The 16,086-nt window shown below is 71.7% G+C and carries 18 protein-coding genes; 7 read left to right on the forward strand and 11 right to left on the reverse strand.

Features of this window, described 5'->3' with window-relative positions; all coding sequences use genetic code 11:
- Window positions 1–12: 12 nt before the first annotated feature.
- The 6 genes from alr to J4709_RS12280 form a co-directional block, all read right to left on the reverse strand.
- A complete protein-coding gene (alr, locus tag J4709_RS12255; RefSeq protein WP_208240300.1) occupies window positions 13–1,143 on the reverse strand; it encodes an alanine racemase in 1,131 nt (376 codons plus the stop codon).
- Window positions 1,140–1,775, reverse strand: coding sequence for a D,D-peptidase/D,D-carboxypeptidase VanY-N (gene vanY-N, locus J4709_RS12260; protein ID WP_208240301.1), 636 nt, complete (start codon window positions 1,773–1,775; stop codon window positions 1,140–1,142). The genes alr and vanY-N overlap by 4 nt, the downstream gene beginning before the upstream one ends.
- A gap of 126 nt (window positions 1,776–1,901) precedes the next feature.
- Entirely contained in the window at window positions 1,902–2,915 is a 1,014-nt protein-coding gene (locus J4709_RS12265) for a hypothetical protein (protein ID WP_208240302.1), read from the reverse strand.
- Between the two features lie 93 nt (window positions 2,916–3,008).
- Window positions 3,009–4,319: an NUDIX domain-containing protein gene (locus tag J4709_RS12270; RefSeq protein WP_208240303.1), complete on the reverse strand. Its 1,311-nt coding sequence runs from the start codon at window positions 4,317–4,319 to the stop codon at window positions 3,009–3,011.
- A gap of 65 nt (window positions 4,320–4,384) precedes the next feature.
- On the reverse strand, window positions 4,385–4,900 hold the full coding sequence (locus tag J4709_RS12275; protein WP_208240304.1) for a DUF2199 domain-containing protein: 516 nt from the start codon (window positions 4,898–4,900) through the stop codon (window positions 4,385–4,387).
- Window positions 4,901–4,926: 26 nt separating this feature from the next.
- Window positions 4,927–5,616, reverse strand: a complete 690-nt coding sequence (locus J4709_RS12280) for a hypothetical protein (protein WP_208240305.1) — start codon at window positions 5,614–5,616, stop codon at window positions 4,927–4,929.
- A 196-nt stretch (window positions 5,617–5,812) separates the two neighbouring features.
- Between J4709_RS12280 and J4709_RS12285 the strand changes: the two genes are divergently transcribed.
- The 3 genes from J4709_RS12285 (at window position 5,813) to J4709_RS54655 (ending at window position 7,594) form a co-directional block, all read left to right on the forward strand.
- Window positions 5,813–6,382: an RNA polymerase sigma factor gene (locus tag J4709_RS12285; protein ID WP_208240307.1), complete on the forward strand. Its 570-nt coding sequence runs from the start codon at window positions 5,813–5,815 to the stop codon at window positions 6,380–6,382.
- On the forward strand, window positions 6,375–7,325 hold the full coding sequence (locus tag J4709_RS12290; RefSeq protein ID WP_208240309.1) for a CU044_5270 family protein: 951 nt from the start codon (window positions 6,375–6,377) through the stop codon (window positions 7,323–7,325). The genes J4709_RS12285 and J4709_RS12290 overlap by 8 nt, the downstream gene beginning before the upstream one ends.
- A 140-nt stretch (window positions 7,326–7,465) precedes the next feature.
- On the forward strand, window positions 7,466–7,594 hold the full coding sequence (locus tag J4709_RS54655; RefSeq protein WP_269757160.1) for a hypothetical protein: 129 nt from the start codon (window positions 7,466–7,468) through the stop codon (window positions 7,592–7,594).
- Between the two features lies 1 nt (window position 7,595).
- Here the strand turns inward: J4709_RS54655 and J4709_RS12295 are convergent, their stop codons facing one another.
- Window positions 7,596–8,273, reverse strand: a complete 678-nt coding sequence (locus tag J4709_RS12295) for a metallophosphatase domain-containing protein (protein ID WP_208240311.1) — start codon at window positions 8,271–8,273, stop codon at window positions 7,596–7,598.
- Between the two features lie 119 nt (window positions 8,274–8,392).
- On the opposite strand from J4709_RS12295, the gene J4709_RS55545 reads away from it, so the two are divergent.
- The gene (locus J4709_RS55545) at window positions 8,393–10,264 is read left to right on the forward strand and encodes a sensor histidine kinase (protein ID WP_208240313.1); all 1,872 of its coding nucleotides are present in this window, start codon (window positions 8,393–8,395) and stop codon (window positions 10,262–10,264) included.
- Here the strand turns inward: J4709_RS55545 and J4709_RS12305 are convergent.
- Entirely contained in the window at window positions 10,190–10,795 is a 606-nt protein-coding gene (locus tag J4709_RS12305) for a response regulator transcription factor (RefSeq protein WP_208240315.1), read from the reverse strand. The genes J4709_RS55545 and J4709_RS12305 overlap by 75 nt on opposite strands.
- A gap of 146 nt (window positions 10,796–10,941) precedes the next feature.
- Here J4709_RS12305 and J4709_RS12310 point away from each other — a divergent pair, with 146 nt between their 5' ends.
- Window positions 10,942–11,478 (forward strand): nuclear transport factor 2 family protein, encoded by a 537-nt coding sequence (locus J4709_RS12310; RefSeq protein WP_208240317.1) that lies wholly within the window; start codon window positions 10,942–10,944, stop codon window positions 11,476–11,478.
- Between the two features lie 73 nt (window positions 11,479–11,551).
- Here the strand turns inward: J4709_RS12310 and J4709_RS53210 are convergent, their stop codons facing one another.
- Genes J4709_RS53210 through J4709_RS12320 form a run of 3 tightly spaced genes read right to left on the reverse strand, consistent with a single transcriptional unit; the run spans window position 11,552 to window position 13,573 of the window.
- Window positions 11,552–11,929, reverse strand: coding sequence for an acetyl-CoA hydrolase/transferase C-terminal domain-containing protein (locus J4709_RS53210; protein ID WP_232383374.1), 378 nt, complete (start codon window positions 11,927–11,929; stop codon window positions 11,552–11,554).
- Window positions 11,917–12,348 carry a hypothetical protein gene (locus J4709_RS53215; RefSeq protein ID WP_307801175.1) on the reverse strand — a complete coding sequence of 144 codons (432 nt, stop codon included), beginning with the start codon at window positions 12,346–12,348 and terminating at the stop codon, window positions 11,917–11,919. The genes J4709_RS53210 and J4709_RS53215 overlap by 13 nt, the downstream gene beginning before the upstream one ends.
- A 10-nt stretch (window positions 12,349–12,358) precedes the next feature.
- Window positions 12,359–13,573: an MFS transporter gene (locus J4709_RS12320; RefSeq protein WP_307801176.1), complete on the reverse strand. Its 1,215-nt coding sequence runs from the start codon at window positions 13,571–13,573 to the stop codon at window positions 12,359–12,361.
- Between the two features lie 90 nt (window positions 13,574–13,663).
- Between J4709_RS12320 and J4709_RS12325 the strand changes: the two genes are divergently transcribed.
- Both J4709_RS12325 and J4709_RS12330 read left to right on the forward strand, forming a co-directional pair.
- On the forward strand, window positions 13,664–14,122 hold the full coding sequence (locus tag J4709_RS12325) for a winged helix-turn-helix transcriptional regulator (RefSeq protein WP_208240319.1): 459 nt from the start codon (window positions 13,664–13,666) through the stop codon (window positions 14,120–14,122).
- 115 nt (window positions 14,123–14,237) lie between these two features.
- Window positions 14,238–16,049 (forward strand): alkyl/aryl-sulfatase, encoded by a 1,812-nt coding sequence (locus tag J4709_RS12330; protein WP_208240321.1) that lies wholly within the window; start codon window positions 14,238–14,240, stop codon window positions 16,047–16,049.
- Window positions 16,050–16,086 lie beyond the last annotated feature (37 nt).

Consider the following 16,086-nt stretch of genomic DNA (forward strand, 5'->3'; position numbering starts at 1 on the left):
CGATGCCCTTTCTCATGCGATGCTCCTTTTCACGCGCGGCCCGATGCCGGTGACGATGGTGTGCGGAATGGTCCCGGCCCAGCGAGCCCAGTCCTGGACGGCCGGCGTCGCGCCCCCGTCCGGGCCGAAAACGGTCGCGGACGTGCCGGCCGGGAAGCTTTCGGCGCCGGTGTCGATCACGATCTGGTCCATCGAGACCCGTCCGGCGACCGGGAAACGGCGGCCGTGGATCTCCACGCCAGCCCGAGGCGCGAGCTCTCGCGGAATCCCGTCGGCGTAACCGACGGGGAGGATGCCCAGATGAGTGGCGCGGTCGGTGACGTACGCGCCGTCGTAGCCGACCGGCGTGCCGGCCGGGACCGCCGCCGTGTGCACGACCGGCGCGGTCAGCCGGGACGCGCCGTGCATCGCCACGGTCCCGGACGGATCGATGCCGACCAGGCCCGCCCCGACGCGGACCATCCCGAAATGCGTCGCCGGGTCGTTCAGCGTCCCCGACGTGGCGGCGAGATGGGCCACCCGCGGCCCGAGCCCCGCCGCCCTGACCGCCTTCAGCGCCTCGTGCATACGGGCGACCGCCGGCGCGTTCTCCGCGGGCTCGGCCCGGTCGGCCAGCGGAAGGTGCCCCATGACGCCCGCGACGCGGACCCTCCGCGCCTGCTGCCCACGCTGGGCGAGGCCGATCAGCTCGTCCCATCGGTCGCGGGGGCAGCCGCCACGGGACATTCCGGTGTCCATGTGCAGATGGATCCGCACCGGCGGCGCGGCCTGCGCGATCAGCGCGCCGAGCTCGTCCACCGACCCGACCGCGACGTCGGCCCTGGCCGCTGCCGCCGCCTCGGCGTCGATCCCGGACGGGTGCAGCCAGGTGAGGATCGGCACCGCCAATCCCGCGGCACGCAGCACGGACGCCTCCGCGATGCTCGTCGTCCCGAGCCATCCGGCACCGGCGGCGACGGCGGCATGGGCGACCGTGACGGCGCCGTGGCCGTAGCCGCCGGCCTTGACCACGGCCATGATCGTGCTCCGGGTCCGCGCACGGATCCCGGCCACGTTCGCCGCCACCGCCGCGGGCAGCGTCTCCAAGGTGGGCGGCCGGAAGGTGCCGGACCGCACCCGAAGCGCGACGGGGCTCCGGTTCACCGCCGCCACCTCCGGTCCTCGACGGCATCGGGACGCCGCTCGTAAGGCCAGACCTCATTGCCCGGGAACCGCCGCAGCCCGTACGCGGCACCGCGTTCGGAGAACCAGGCCGTGGCGTCCGGATGCGGCAGCCGCACCGGCTCGACCGTGCGGTACTCGAAGTGCCACCACTCGTTGTCGTAGACGCGGTAGAGCCCGTACCGCCCGCCGTGCCGTTCGAGCCACCGCGCACCCTCCGTCGGCCGGACGTCGAGCGCGAGCCCCCGCACGTGGCCGGACTCCTCCGGCGGCAGCACCCGGCGCCGCGCCGCGGCCACCGATCCGGTGCGCCGCACCTCCTCGATGAACATCCGGTGCTGCTCCCTCGCGTCGCGGTGCCCCGAGGTCAGGCCGATCAGCTGCCCGTCGCGCCAGAACGCCTCGGCCCGCGCGTGCGTGAACGCCGCCAGCGTCTCCGGCGCCAGCCCGTGCAGGTCCTCGGCGGGGAAGCGCAGGCTCAACGCCCATTGGCAGGCGAGGAAACGGGCGCGGCCCGGTGCGCGGCAGAAGCCGACCGGCACCAGCAGCACCGCGATGAGCCGGGTGACGATCGCGAGGACGCGCACCTTGCGCGCCGAAGGTGAGTTCGCCACGACTCACCGCCGAGGGGTGCGCGTCCGGCGAACTGGCAGTGATGTGCTGTGGTCCATGCCTCCACTGAAGAGTGGAGCCCGTTGCAGGGGCGTATCCGATTTTCGATACGCCCGCGATATGCGCGCCTAGCCGCCGCCGCGGTCGAAGGCGGCCAGTCGTGCCTTGACCTCTTCCGGTGCCAGTTCTCGCAGGTCGACCCGTGCTTCCAGGGCTTCGTGCAGGACCGGGTACATGTTCGTGGGCGCCCATTGAGCGTGAATGGAGCGCGAGGTCAGGAAGAGGGTGGAGCAGCCGTCGATGACCGGGATCTGCGAGAACGCGGCCGAACCGGGAAAGAAGAGCGCCGGGATGGGGGAGTCACCGGCTCCGGGGTAGTGGAAACCGAAACGCTGATGGTCGATCAGGTCTCCGGCGTCCTGAAATTCCTGCTGAGTGAGGCCGGCGTTCCTGGCATAGCGCACGGCGGCGGGATCGGTGGGCTCGGCGCCGAGATAGCCGGGGCCGGCGTGCCGCAGCAGCGCGTCTTGAGCGAGCGCGAAGAAGTGGTACATCACGTCCCGCACGCCGGTCAGTTCGAAGAGGAAACCGCGGCCGTTGCGAGGGTCCAGCAAGAGGATCTTCTGATCGTCGAGGAGTGCCAGCACTTCCCGGACGTAGTAGAGCGTCTCGTAACGCTCCTCCAACTCGGCGACGAGCGCGACGACTTCGGAATCGGCGCGCATGCGCTTCCTCGCCTGTTCGTCGCGGCTGAGAATGGTCATGGTCGCGAGCAGGACGAACGGCAGCGCATGATGCGCTCGGACGAGGTCGGGCGAGCGTTCGAAGACTTCTTCTTCGGTCCCTGCCTGCGCCACGAGTTCACGCGCTAGGTGAAGGTAGCGCCTCATGACAGGAAGGACGGCGTTCGCCGCGTTCGGCGCCGAGGCGCCGCGCTCGACCATCACACCGCAGAGGAACGCAGTCATCCCGCCTCGGAAGACGTCGCCGCCCTCTACGAGTTCGGCCAGTTCCGCGATGGCCGCGTCGGGAGAGGCGACCCTCTGCAGGAAAGCCTGGATCTCCGGCCGGCTGAACAGGTCGGCCCCCGCACGGCACTCCTGGAGAGCACTCGGCTGGACGACGAACCCCGAAATCGACATCCGATCATGCTAGCGGCCCGGCCGCATTGCACGGATGCGCTTAATTCGTTCGAGCCGCCGCTCTCGATTTTCCGCTTCCACACGTGTGGTGGGTCAGGTCCAGCCATGGACGCTGAACGGTTCACCGTGCGTGATCGCGGCGAGTGCCAGCGCGCAGTGGCCGATCACGTCGTCGGGCGGGCTCGCCGGGTCGATCCACAACGCCTCCGATGCCTTGTCCGGTTCGGCGGCGTGGGGCTCGCCCTCCCAGTGGTCGAAGCGGAACCAGTAGTCACTGACCGCGTGGCACGGTCCGGGCAGCGTCGGGGCGGTGCGGTGCATGACGTGGACGAACCGGGCGTCCTCCCGCCGTAGCCGCACACCGGCCTCCTCGCCGGCTTCGCGGATCGCGGCCGCCAGCACGTCCTCGCCCGGCTCGATCCGTCCCGCGGGAGGGCAGAGCAGCCCGTCGGCGTAACCGGTCTGGAAACGGCGGAGCATCAGCACCCACCCGTCCTGGCGCTGCAACAGAACATGGGGCGCGATGAAGGACCCATGCCAGCCGCCGCCGGTCGGCGGGGCGGCGACGTCCCGAGCGGACACGAACCCGAGCCGCCTCGCCATATGCGCTTCGGCCTGGGCGGCACCGCCCGCCAGATCGACCATGGGCACCGCGGCGGACAGCATGACGTCGGCGAGTTCGTCCAGGACGTCGGACGTGTTCTTGTGAACGCCTTTGCGAGGGTTCCCTCCGGTCATTCCGATGTAGGCCTCCGCGACCTCACCGACCTCTTCGGCGACCTTCAAGACGAGGGTCTGCGTCGGCACCTCCGCCAGATATCCGGACCGGATGCGGGCGGTATCGGCCCAGAAACCACGGCACGGCTCAGCGGATTCGATGGTCGTCCTTGGAACCGGCGAAGCGCTCCTTCCGGCTCTTTGAACATCCGGTCGAGCCTCAGGCACGCGGATCCCGTAGGCGCCCGCATGGCTCCGAACGAGGTCCAAAGTCGAAGGGCTGATCGTCAGGCGCGGCATGGTCTCCGGGCGGAACCAGTGCAGCATCACGCCCTCGGTCAGGACCAACGCGGCGGGGTCACCGTTCCAGAGGCCGGCGAAGACCTGGACCGATACAGTTGAGGCGTCGCCGACGGCCTCCACCACGCCGAAACGCTCGAGAACAGGAAGATCCAGGCCGGCTTCTTCGCGCAATTCGCGCCTGACGGTGTCCTCCAACGAGCGGTCGCCCGGCTCGCGCCCCCCTCCGAGGAGCGACCATGCGCCCGGCTCCCAGATGCCGGGGATGTGATCGCGCAGATGCAGCAGATACTCGCCGGCATCGTTGAAGATCAACGCTGAGGCTCTGGTCGGCTCGGCCGCGGCAATGGCCCCCGGCGCAGCGGGGACGACGTCGTCGGAGGTCACCTGCTGTTGATCCCCATCGAGCACGGAACGCAACCGGCGAACCGCAGTGGCGGCCCGTTCAGGACTCAGGGCTGGCCGGGGTGAAGGAGGAACTCCACGATCTGCTGGACGCGGGCGCGGGTGATGCCCGTCCGCTGCTCGACCGCCAGCGGGTGGTCCGTGGGTTCCAGCTCGATGAACGGACGCTCGCCGATGGGGCGGGTGTGCAGGTTCGTCTTGAGGTCGCCGGTCGCGGGCGAGTACAGCGGAAGGGATGTGGACAGCCATCCGAAGTAGGCGGGTTCGGACTCCCGTCCCGGGGTTTCCCAAAGGATCACAGTGCGGTCGAAGTTGTCCCTACTGAGCGAGACCCACACGCCCCAGCTGAACGTTTCGCCGGTGTCCGTCACAGGGATCTCGACGAGCCCGTGCACAAAGAACGCCTGGCCTTTGATCACGCAGAGATCGGAGGTTAGGTAGCTCTCGGGATCTTCCGCCAGGAGCGGGGACCAGAGGTCGGGTGCCGGCGCCGAGAAGTTCATGGGCAGTTCGTCATGATGCTGCCCGCAGCCCGAGCAGAGGAACCCGGAACGTTCTGACATGGGTGGAGGGTACTGATCACCCGCAGTCAGCCGCCGCCAGAAGCGGCGGCTTGCGGGTAGCCGATGGTGTCGAGGACTTCGGCGAGGCTCGCCAGGTCCGCATCGGGGTTGATGCGGCGGACGAGGTCGGCCGTCAGCGCACGGTGCTCGAATACCTGCCTGACGTCGGCCGCGTCGACGGAGACCTCGAAATTTCCCGAGGCATGGGCGCAGTAGCCTTCGGGAGTTCCATCGATCAGGAGGTCGAACAGCCAGGCCGATCCGTCCGGGTCTTCCTCCGCGGGAAAGGCGATGTCCCCCACCTGCCAGCACGGGTCCTCGTGGCGGCGCCAGAGGCAGACGGTGGCCGTGAAGAAGGGGCCCGAATGGCCTTCGTGGGAGAAGGCCGGCTCGGTGACCTGCTCGGCGAACTCCGCTGGGACCGACTCCACCAGCCCCGGCCAGGGACGGTAGTCGTCGTCGCCGTACGGGCTCATCGTGGACTCGTGGGAGAACCCGCGGACGAAGGCCCCGGTGGCGGTGAAGGCGATCGAGTACTCGTCTCCGCTGCCGTTGCTCATCGAGGCCAGTTCCTGGTCCGGTCCCCACCTGCGGTCGAAGGTGTAGGTGGCGTATCCGTCCGGGCTCAGGACCGCGTCCAGCACGGCGATGGACTGGCTCAGCGCCCGGCCGGTCGCGATCGGCGGCAGCGTTCGAGCGAGATCAACAGCGGTCATTCCGCCATCCAACCAGGCGCCCCCGACCTTCACCGGCGCCACGAGCCGCACGTCCGCTCCGAGCGTTCGTGTGATCATGTTCGGCGGTTCGTCGGGGAGGCGTGAAGAAGACCGGGGGGTGCGGGCAATCAGTGCCGACCACTTCAGCAGAGAGGCGGCCGGATGTATGGCCCTGACTCATGTCCCACCCACGCGCATGCCTGAGCGGACGACCGACGCGTCGATCATCGAGAGGTCGCGGCGCGAGCCGGAGCTGTTCTCGGCGATCTTCGATCGGTACTTCGCGGCGATCCACCGGTACGCGGCGTCCAGGATCGGCACCGCGGCGGCCGACGACGTCGCCGCCGAGACGTTCCTGGCGGCCTTCGACCAGCGCGACCGGTACGACCTGGCCTACCCCGAGGCGCGGGCCTGGCTGTACGGGATCGCGACCAACCTGATCGGGCGGCACCGCCGCGGCGAGGTCCGGCTCTACCGGACCCTGGCCCGCACGGCGGGCCGCGACGAGGCCGACCACGCCGACCGGGTCACCGACCGGGTGGCCGCCGAGGGGCTGAGCCCCGGCCTCGCGCGGGGCCTGGCACGGCTCTCCAAGGGCGACCGCGACGCGCTGCTGCTCGTCGTCTGCGCCGAGTTCAGCTACTCCGAGGTGGCGCGCGCCCTCGCCATCCCGGTCGGCACCGTCGGCTCCCGGATCAACCGGGCGCGGCAGTTGCTCCGCAAGACATTGGGCCCCGCGGCACAGGAGGCGATGAACCATGGATGACCTGCACGAGGTGCGCACCCGGCACGACGCGCTCGCGGACCCCGCCCCGCAGACGGTCGCCCGGGCCCGGGCACGGCTCGAGACGCACATGCAGGGCACCCGGGCCAGGAAGCGGTCCCGGCGCCCGGTCTGGGGCGTCGGGCTGGCCGCCGCCGCGGCGGCCGCGGTGGTCGCGGCGACGGTCGTCGCGAACGGCGGCGGCGAAGGCGGCGGCGGGGGCACCGCGCCCCTGCGGCTGCGGACCGTCGCGAGCGCGCAGGACCTCGCCGGCAACGCGGCGCTCGTCGCGGCGGCCGGGCCCGACGCCTCGCCCGGGCCGCGCCAATGGGGGTACCTCAAGACCCTCGCCCTGCGAACCGCCACGGACGGCAGCCCGTGGTTCAGGCCGGGCGACCGCAAGGTCACCAGCACGACCGAGGTCTGGTCGCGGGCCGACGACTGGGGATACGCGGACTTCCAGCACGGGAAGCTGAAGCTCCACAAGGGCTCCGAACGCGAGGTCGACTACCGCGCCGTCCTCGCGCTGCCGCGCGACCCCGCCCGGCTGCTCGCCGGCGTGTACCGGGCCGCGGGCGGCGAGACGACGGCGGAACGCAACACGAACGCGTTCATGTACATCGAGGCGTCCATGCGGGACAGCGCGGTTCCGGCCAAGCTCCGCGCCGCGATGTACGGCGCGCTGGCGAAGGTCCCGGGCGTCGGCTACGAGGCCACCGCCCACGACCTCGCCGGCCGCAAGGGCGTCACCCTGTACCGGCTCCAGGGCGACTACCTGCGCGACGAGATCTTCATCGACCCGAAGACCTACGAGTACCTCGGCGCCCGCGCCATCGCAGTGAAGGACCACAAGGCGGAGGGCGAGGACATGAAGAAGGGGGACATCATCACCTGGTACAGCAACCTCGCCACCGGCGTCGTCGACCAGGCGGGCCAGCGCCCCTGATCGCGCACCATCCGGAGACCGGCCCTGCTCAGGGCCGGTCTTTCGGCGTCCCGGACTCGTACGGATGGGCGCCCGCGACGAGGTCGACGCGCTGCTGACCGCCGGCCCGGACCCCGTCGAGCCCCGGCCTGGTGAACCTGATGGAGTGGCGTCCGGACCCGGGCCAGCCTCCGCTGGCTCCAGTTCCGGGCGAGCTCGCCCCGTTCGTCGGCGCGTCCAAGATGGGCCGCGACATGTGCGAATACGGCGGCGTGCTCCGCAAGCGGTGAGTCAGGGCGGCGGCGCCGCGGCTCGGGCGGCGGGGACGACTTCGCCTGTGGCGCCCGAGGGGTCCAGGCGGATGACGGTGGGGGCGCGTTCGCACTCCCAGGTGGTGACGTTCGCGAAGGTCGTCCCGTCGTGGTGCCAGAGGCCGCCGTCGTGGTGAATGTGCCCGAACAGGTGCAGCCTGGGGCGCACCCGCCGTACCCGTGCCAGCAGGTCCGCGCAGCCGTGCCTGCCCGGCAGGGCGCCGGCGTCGCCGATTCCCAGCGGGGGACCGTGTGTGACCAGGACGTCGACCCGCTCGGGGATCAAAGCCCATTTCTCGGCGAGCGGACGGCCGCGGGGGAGGTTGAAGGCCCAGTCGTTGAACTCCGGCTGCCAGGGGCTGCCCCAGAAACCGACGCCGTCGATCTCCATGCCGCCGTCCTGCAGATAGTGGATGCCGCGGTCGGCCAGGACGGCGCGGGCCTCTTCGGGCCGGTCGGCGAACATCCGGTCATGGTTGCCCGCGACGACGATCTTCGTCCGGTGGGGGAGGGAGTGCAGCCAGTCGGCGGCGCCCTCGAGTTCGCGGAGGTCCTCGCCGCGCCGGCACAGATCGCCCGCGTGGACGAGGACGTCCCCCTCGGGAACGGTGAGTTCGCGATGGTAGGTGTGCGTGTCGGCGACCGCGACGATGCGCATTCGGAAAGCGTACTGAACAAGGGAGAAACGGACGTCCCCGCGCGGGAGGCAGGCGAGGGCGGGATCGTGAACGCGGGCGGGATCACGTGGGAAAATGGCGCGTGATCTCGGGGGGCGGCGTGAAGTCGAGCGTTGAGGATCTCCCGCCGCGGGTCGCGCGCGCGATGCTGTGGACGGCGCTGGCGCTGCTGTTCTGCGTCCGGCTGTTCGACGCCGCCGGTGCCGGCGTGGGCACGGAAGCGCTGCTGCTGGCGGCGGCGCCCTACCCGCCGTTGGTGGCGCTGCTGGCCGGGCGGTTCCGCCCGGTCGTCCGGTACGGGCTGCTAGCGGCCGTGGCGGTGCTGGCGCTGATGCCGTTCGCGCTGGTCGGCACGGAATGGGGATGGCTGCCGTGGACGATCGGGGCCGGCGTCCTGGTCGCCCTTCCGGCGCGGGCGTCCTGGCCCTTGCTCGGAGTCGTCCTGGCCGGCACGGCCCTCGTGGGCCTGCTCGCCGGGGAGCATGCCGACGTCTGGGCCTGGCGGCCGCTGGCCCTGGCGACGGACGCGCTGATCGTGTTCAGCCTGCACACCCTCAGCGGGCTGGTGGCGGACCTGCACGCCACCCGGGACGGCCTCGCGAGGGTCGAGACGTCCAGGGAACGGCTGCGGCTGGACGCCGAGCTGCGCCGGACCGTCGGGGCCGGGCTGCGGTCGATCGCCGCGAGCCTCGCGGCGGCGGCCGAGGCGGAGCCGGGGGACGCCCGCACCGGGGTCCGGGAGGCGACCGAGTCGGCGCGGCGGACGCTCGCCGAGGTCCGGTCGATGGCCGGCGACTACCGCACCGCAGACGTCCGCCGCACGGCGCCGCCGGTCCGGTCGCCGGGCCTCGTGCGCGCCATCCTCGTCGCGGTCGTGCTCATGCAGGCGGTGAGGCCGGTGATGTTCACCTTCACCAGCTCCGGAGACCCGCGCTGGCTGTACCTGTTCATCCCGCTGATCGCGGTGGCCGCGGCGCTGCTGCTGTCGCGGCCGTCGCGCGGGCGGCTCGCCGCGCTGGGCCTCCTGGTGGTTCCGGTGGCCTGGCCGGGGAGCTACGCGGCGGGCACGCTCGCGGTGATCGCCGGCCTGTGGGGGCTGTTCGCGGGTGCGGCGCTGGCCTGGATGCGCCCGCCGAGGTCATGGGCGATCGCCGGCGCCGTCCTCGTCCTGCAGGTCGTGCTGTGCGTCTCCCCGCCTCCCGTCGCACCGCTGACGGTCGCGGTGACGAACGTCGTCTCCACCCTCATCATGGCGTGGCTGTTCTACAGCCTGTCGCGGCTCGGTGAGCTGGTCGTCCTCCTTGAGCGGGCCCGGCACGAGCTGGCGGCGGCCGCCGTCGCCGCCGAACGAGCCCGGATCGGACGCGACCTGCACGACGTCCTGGGGTTCAGCCTGTCGGCGGTCGCGCTGCGCGGCGAGCTGGCGCTGCGGCTGCTGGACCGCGACCCGGTGCGCGCCGCCGCCGAGCTGGCGGCGCTGGTGCCGGTTGTGGAGCAGGCGCAGGCGGAGCTCGGCTCGATCACCGGCGGCAGGGTCCGGCTGGAGCTGGGCCGCGAGATCGACGCGGCCGTCGAGGTGCTGGAGGCCGCGGGCATCACCGTCCGCACCGAGGTGCGGACCGGGGCGCTGCCGGACGGGACCGGCACGGCCCTGGCCGCCGTCCTCCGCGAGGGCGTCACCAACGTCCTGCGGCACAGCCGGGCGCGTACCTGCTCCATCTCGGTCACCGGCTCGGACGGGACCGTCCGGCTGCGGGTCGTCAACGACGGCGCGGCCCGGCGCCGGACGCCGGGAGCCGGCGGCACCGGGCTGGAGAGCCTGGCGGCCCGCGCCGGCGGGCGGCTGTCGGCGGGCCCGCGCCCGGGCGGCGGGTTCGAGGTGGCGGCCGAGTTCCGGTCAGATCCAGCCGGCCTCGGTGGCGATGCGGACGGCGTCGATCCGGTTGCGGGCGCCGAGCTTGCCGACCGATGACGTCAGGTAGTTGCGGACCGTCCCGTAGGACAGGAACAGCCGCTCGGCGATCTCCAGCGGCTGGGCGCCGGTGGCCGACAGGCGCAGCACCTCGGTCTCCCGCTGGGTGAGCGGGCTCGGCGGGGCGAGCAGCGCCGTCGCCGCCAGCGCCGGATCGATCACCGTGCCGCCCGCGGCGACCGTGCGGACCGCCGCCGCCAGCTCGTCCGGCCGGATGTCCTTGCGGACGAAGCCCGCGACGCCCGCCTCCAGCGCCCGGCGCAGGTGCCCGGCACGGCTCAGCGCGGTGAGGATCAGCACCCGGCAGCCGGGGACCCGCTCGGCCAGCGGCGCGGCGGCCGCCAGCCCGTCCAGCTCGGGCAGGTCGATGTCGAGGATCGCCACGTCGGGCCGGGTCCGCTCCGCCTCCGCCACGATCCGCGCCCCGGAGTCCACCTGGGCCACGACCTCCATGTCGTCCTCCAGGCCGAGCAGCTCGGCCAGCGCCTCGCGGAGCAGATGCATGTCCTCCGCGATCAGGACGCGGCTCACGCTCCGGCACCGACGATCATGGTCATGGCCTGATGATATGTGCATTTTTCACATGCGGTCGGTGACAGCGGCACTGTCGCGGCACCCGGCCGTTTCGCCAGCATTGCCAGGGACGGAAACAACGGCCGGCGACCGAAGGAGAACCAATGATTTCCACGATCCTCCCGAACGGCTACTTCGGCCCGCTGGAGAAAATGCAGATCGGGCTGAGCGTCGACGACCAGCTGGCGTGCCTGAACCTGGTCGCCCGCTTCGAGTGGTGCTTCGACTCCCGCGACTTCGACGCGCTGGGCGAGATGCTCACCGAGGACTTCGTCCTGGACCACGTGTGGGGCTACCGGGAGGGCCGGGATGCGGCGATCGCGCTGCTGCGCGAGAAGCTGCCGATCAATGACGGGCTGCGTCACGCCAGCCTCAACCCGACCGTCCACGCCGAGGACGACGGCACCGCGACCGCGCTGTCCTACCTGCTCGGCGTGCTCGTCGGCGAGGACGGGGACGGGCCGCAGCGGCCCATCATCGCGGGCGAGGGCCTGCGGGTGGACCGGTTCCGCAAGGACGGCGGCCTCTGGCGGATGAGCGCGTGCACCGTCGACCAGATGTGGGTGCACAGCTCGTTCCCGATCCCCGACGCCGAACGGGCGCACTACCGGCTGGACGCCGCGTCCCGCCCCCGGATCTGACCGTGCCGGCAGCGGGTCCCCCGGGAACCCGCTGCCGGACGCGGCGCGCCCTTCTGCGACCCCGGCCGGCGCGTCAGCGGAGCGGGAAGCCGAGTGCGCGGCCCTGGTCGCGCAGCTCGTCCCGGGCGGACGGATGGGCGACGTTGCCGATGATCTGCTCGGCCTGGGACACCGCGTCGTTGCCCCACACGGCGGCCGTGCCCTGCTCGCTGACGATGTAGCTGTGCTGGAACGAGGTGACCGGCCCGGCCAGCCGCGCGATGACGGTGGAGACGTCCGCGCGCGGGTGCCAGGACGGCAGGGCGATGACGGCGTGGCCGCCGGGGGAGTGCAGCGCGCCGACGACGAAGTCGGTCTGCCCGCCGAAGCCGGAGTAGATCGTCCCGCGCACGCGGCTGGCGTTGGCCTGCGCGAACAGGTCGACCTGGAGGGCGGAGTTCACCGCGACCATGCGCGGGCGCCGGCCTTCTCCAGGGCCAGGACGCCGTCGCTGAACATCTCCGACCACACGCCGAGGCCCCGGCGGTCGAGGAGGGAGGCGAGCACCGCGTCCGGGATCGCGCCGATGCCGAGCTGGAGGGTGGCGTGCTCGGGGACGAGCCGCGCGACCCGCTCGCCGATCCGGTGGGCGACCTCGCCGGGCGGCCGGGGGACCGGCGAGGCGAGCGGCTCGTCGGCCTCGATCGCGTAGTCGATCTCGTCCTCCGCCAGGACGGCGTCGCCGAAGGTGTAGGGCATGTGCGGGTTGAGCTGCGCGACGACCAGGCCGCCGCGCGCCCGGACCGCCTCGATGGCGGCAGGGAGGATGTTGACCTCGATGCCGAGGGAGACGGTCCCGGCGGACGGCGGCGAGGTCTGCACGATCACCACGTCCGGCGGTTCATGGCGCCGACGTAACGCACTCCTGCGGGACCTTCGGCCCGCAATCCGGGGAACGACGAGCGGCGTCTTGTGGTCTGCGGGCGCTGAACGCCCAGGGGATGAGCGCGCAGAGCGCGAGGGCCGCGCCGAGGACGGTGGGGCCGGTCCAACCCGTGGCGTCGAACAGTGCGGTGGTCGCGGCGGCCCCGAAAGCGGAACCGAGGGAGTAGAAGACCATGTAGGCGCCGATCGCGGTGCTGGTGCGGTCGGGGTAGGCGCTGGTGAGAGCGTGCTGGTTGCTCACGTGGACGGCTTGGACGGCGAAGTCGAGCAGGATCACGCCGAGGACCAGCAGCGTCAGCGACCGCGGGAGCTGCCCGATCGCGGCCCACGAGGCGAGCAGGAGCACCAGTGCGATGCCGGTGACCCGGCGCGCGTGCCCTGCGTCGCCCCATCGTCCGGACCGGGCGGCACCGAGAGCGCCGGCGAGCCCGGCGAGGCCGAAGAGGCCGATCTGCGTTCGGCTCAGGTGCCAGGGCGCACCGGCCAGAGGCAGGGCCATCCCGCTCCACAGGGTGCCGAACGAGGCGAACAGGAAGAACGCGATCAGCCCGCGGCTCAGGAACACCGGCTGGACGAACAGCCCGCCGAAGGACCGGAGGACGTGCCCGTACCGGGCCGTCGCCGCCGGGCGAACGTCTGCCGGCAGCACCTTGAGGGCGAGCACCGCGAGCACGGCCGCGAGCACCGCCAGGACCAGGTAGATGCTCCGCCATCCCCACAGGTCCGAGAGGACTCCCGCGACGAAGCGCGCACCGAGGATCCCGATCACCACGCCCGAGGTCACGATGCCGAGGTTGCGCCCGCGCTCGGCGGGCGGGGAGATCGATGCCGTGTAGGCGACGGTCGTCTGCACCACCACGGCGAACAGGCCCGCCACGGCCAGCCCGGCGAAGGCCGCCCAGGCGACCGGGGCGGCCGCGGTCAGCGCCGTTCCCGCGGCCACCAGGGCAAGGTGCGCGGCGATCAGGCGCCTGCGGTCGAGCAGGTCGCCCAGCGGCACGAGCAGCACCAGCCCCGCGAGATAGCCGAGCTGGCCGGCGGCCACGAACCAGCCGAGCGCGTCGACGGGAACGTGCAGGTCGCGGCCCATCGGGCCCAGTACCGGCTGCCCGGCGTAGACACCGGCCACCGCGACCCCGCACACCGCCGCCGGCAGCAGCCTCGTCCTCACGTGCACAGACCCCACCCCATTTGGTTTCGTTTTGCAACTGATCGGAGGCTAGGCCAGAATGGTTTCATTGCGCAACTCATTGGAGGGGTGATGGCGGACGACGGCACCGGCGGGCACGGCCCTGCCTGGACGGACCCGGACTGCCCGGTCGCCCGCACGGTCGACCTGGTCGGCGACCGGTGGAGCCTGCTGATCATCCGCGACGCGATGGACGGCGCCCGCTCGTTCACCGACTTCCAGCAGCGCACCGGGATCGCCCGCAACATCCTCACCGAACGGCTCCGCAAGCTCACCGCCCGCGGCCTGCTCGCCCAGGTCGACGCCCCCTCGGGCAGGCGCAGGCTGTACGCGCTCACCGAGGCGGGCAAGGACCTGTTCCCCGTGATCGTCACGCTGCGGCAGTGGGGCGAGCGCCACGCCTTCGACGCGGGCGAGACGCACTCGGTCCTGGTCGACGACGACGGCGCCCGCGTGCCCGACCTCCTGCCCGTCGCGGCGGACGGCTCGCAGCTGACGAGCGACACGACCTCGGTGCGCCGGAGCTCATGATCAGCCGGCCGTGACCGGCCCGGTGCCCGGCGCGGCCGACCTCGACCGCGAGCCCTGAGGGCTCTTTGCCCGGTGCGGGCTTTACGGCGGTTTTCGGTTGGACAGGCATTCCCCCATGGAGAAGCTCGCCTTCGGGGACCGCACCGACTTCGAGAACGCCGAGCGGGGCCTGGTCGCCTCGCTGTCGCCCGCGGTGGTGAAGAACGCGGACGGAAAGGTCGTATGGGACAACGACGCGTTCGGGTTCCTGGACGGTCCGTGCCCGGAGACGGCGAACCCGTCGCTGTGGCGGCAGTCGCAGCTGTGCGCCAAGCAGGGGCTGTTCGAGGTCGCCGACGGGATCTACCAGGTCAGGGGCCTGGACCTGTCGAACATGACCCTGGTCGAGGGCAGTCGCGGGGTGCTCGTGATCGACCCGCTGGTGTCGGTCGAGACGGCCGCCGCCGCACTGGCGCTCTACCGGGAGCACCGCGGGGAGCGCCCCGTCACCGGTCTCGTCTACACCCATTCCCACGTCGACCATTTCGGCGGAGCCGAGGGCGTCATCGAGGCGGGCAATCCGGATGGCGTGCCGATTCTTGCGCCCGCGGGATTCCTGGAGCACGCGGTCTCGGAGAACGTCTACGCCGGGACGGCCATGGGGCGCCGCGGCGTTTACCACACCGGCGTCATGCTGGAGAAGAGCCCGGAGGGAATGATCGGGACCGGGCTCGGGCAGACCGCGTCGTCGGGCAGGATCTCGCTGGTCCCGCCCAGCAAGGAGATCACCCGCACGGGCCAGGAAGAGGTCGTCGACGGGGTGCGCATCATCTTTCAGATGACGCCGGGGACCGAGGCGCCCGCGGAGATGAACTTCCTTTTCCCCGACCGGCGGGCACTGTGCCTGGCCGAGAACGCCACCCACAACCAGCACAACATTCTGACGCTGCGCGGCGCCCTCGTCCGCGACACGCGCGTATGGGCCCGGTACCTCGACGAGGCGATCGGCCTATTCGCCGACAAAGCCGATGTCGCCTTCGCCTCGCACCATTGGCCCACCTGGGGCCGCGACGCCATCGTGGCGTTCCTGTCCCAGCAGCGGGACATGTACGCCTACCTGCACGACCAGACGCTCCGGCTGCTCAACCAGGGCTTCACCGGCCTGGAGATCGCCGAGACGATGGAGCTGCCGCCCGCACTGGCCGGCGCCTGGCACGCGCGCGGCTACTACGGATCGGTGAGCCACAACGTCAAGGCGATCTACCAGCGGTACATGGGCTGGTTCGACGGCAATCCGGCGCACTTGTGGGAGCATCCGCCGGCCGAGAACGCGCAGCGCTACGTCGAATGCATGGGCGGCGCGTCCAAGGTGATGGCGATGGCGCGCGACTACGCCGAGCACGGGGATCTGCGGTTCGCGGCGACGCTCCTGAACCACGTGGTGTTCGCCGACGCCGGCAATGCCGACGCGAAGTCCGCGCTCGCGGACGTCTATCAGCGGCTCGGGCACGGCGCGGAGAACGGCACCTGGCGGAACTTCTACCTCACCGGCGCCAAGGAACTGCGCGAGGGCGTCCAGCCGGTCCCCACCAGCATCGCCGGTGGAATGGCGGCGGGCCTCAGCGTCGAGCAGGTCTTCGACTCCCTCGCGATCCGCGTCAACGGGCCGAAGGCGTGGGACGAGCACCTGACCATCGACTGGCACTTCACCGACTCCGGCGACCGTTACCGCATGTCGCTGTCCAACGGCGCGCTCATGCACCGCGAGGTCAGCGGCGACGCGGGCGGCGCCGACCTGACGCTGTCGCTGACCAGGCCGATGCTGTTCGCGCTGGTCAGTGGCCAGGACGCCACCGGCATCGGCACGACGGGCGAGGCCGCCGCGCTGCGCCGGCTGCTCGCCGTCATCGACGACCCCGAGCCCGACTTCGACATCGTCACGCCCTGAACGAGGCGATCGGCGCGGGGATTCCGGCAGTACGACG

The sequence above is a fragment of the Actinomadura violacea genome (genome assembly GCF_017573465.1).
Lineage (GTDB): Bacteria > Actinomycetota > Actinomycetes > Streptosporangiales > Streptosporangiaceae > Spirillospora > Spirillospora violacea.

Excerpts from the sequence above, each read along its gene's own strand:
- J4709_RS12290 (WP_208240309.1), top strand. The coding sequence starts at position 6,375 with ATGGATGACCTGCACGAGGTGCGCACCCGGCACGACGCGCTCGCGGAC.
- J4709_RS53210 (WP_232383374.1), bottom strand. The coding sequence starts at position 11,929 with ATGGTCGCGGTGAACTCCGCCCTCCAGGTCGACCTGTTCGCGCAGGCC.
- J4709_RS12285 (WP_208240307.1), top strand. The coding sequence starts at position 5,813 with ATGCCTGAGCGGACGACCGACGCGTCGATCATCGAGAGGTCGCGGCGC.
- J4709_RS54655 (WP_269757160.1), top strand. The coding sequence starts at position 7,466 with ATGGAGTGGCGTCCGGACCCGGGCCAGCCTCCGCTGGCTCCAGTTCCG.
- J4709_RS12265 (WP_208240302.1), bottom strand. The coding sequence starts at position 2,915 with ATGTCGATTTCGGGGTTCGTCGTCCAGCCGAGTGCTCTCCAGGAGTGC.
- J4709_RS12280 (WP_208240305.1), bottom strand. The coding sequence starts at position 5,616 with ATGACCGCTGTTGATCTCGCTCGAACGCTGCCGCCGATCGCGACCGGC.
- J4709_RS12310 (WP_208240317.1), top strand. The coding sequence starts at position 10,942 with ATGATTTCCACGATCCTCCCGAACGGCTACTTCGGCCCGCTGGAGAAA.
- J4709_RS12330 (WP_208240321.1), top strand. The coding sequence starts at position 14,238 with ATGGAGAAGCTCGCCTTCGGGGACCGCACCGACTTCGAGAACGCCGAG.
- J4709_RS12325 (WP_208240319.1), top strand. The coding sequence starts at position 13,664 with ATGGCGGACGACGGCACCGGCGGGCACGGCCCTGCCTGGACGGACCCG.
- J4709_RS12275 (WP_208240304.1), bottom strand. The coding sequence starts at position 4,900 with ATGTCAGAACGTTCCGGGTTCCTCTGCTCGGGCTGCGGGCAGCATCAT.
- J4709_RS12295 (WP_208240311.1), bottom strand. The coding sequence starts at position 8,273 with ATGCGCATCGTCGCGGTCGCCGACACGCACACCTACCATCGCGAACTC.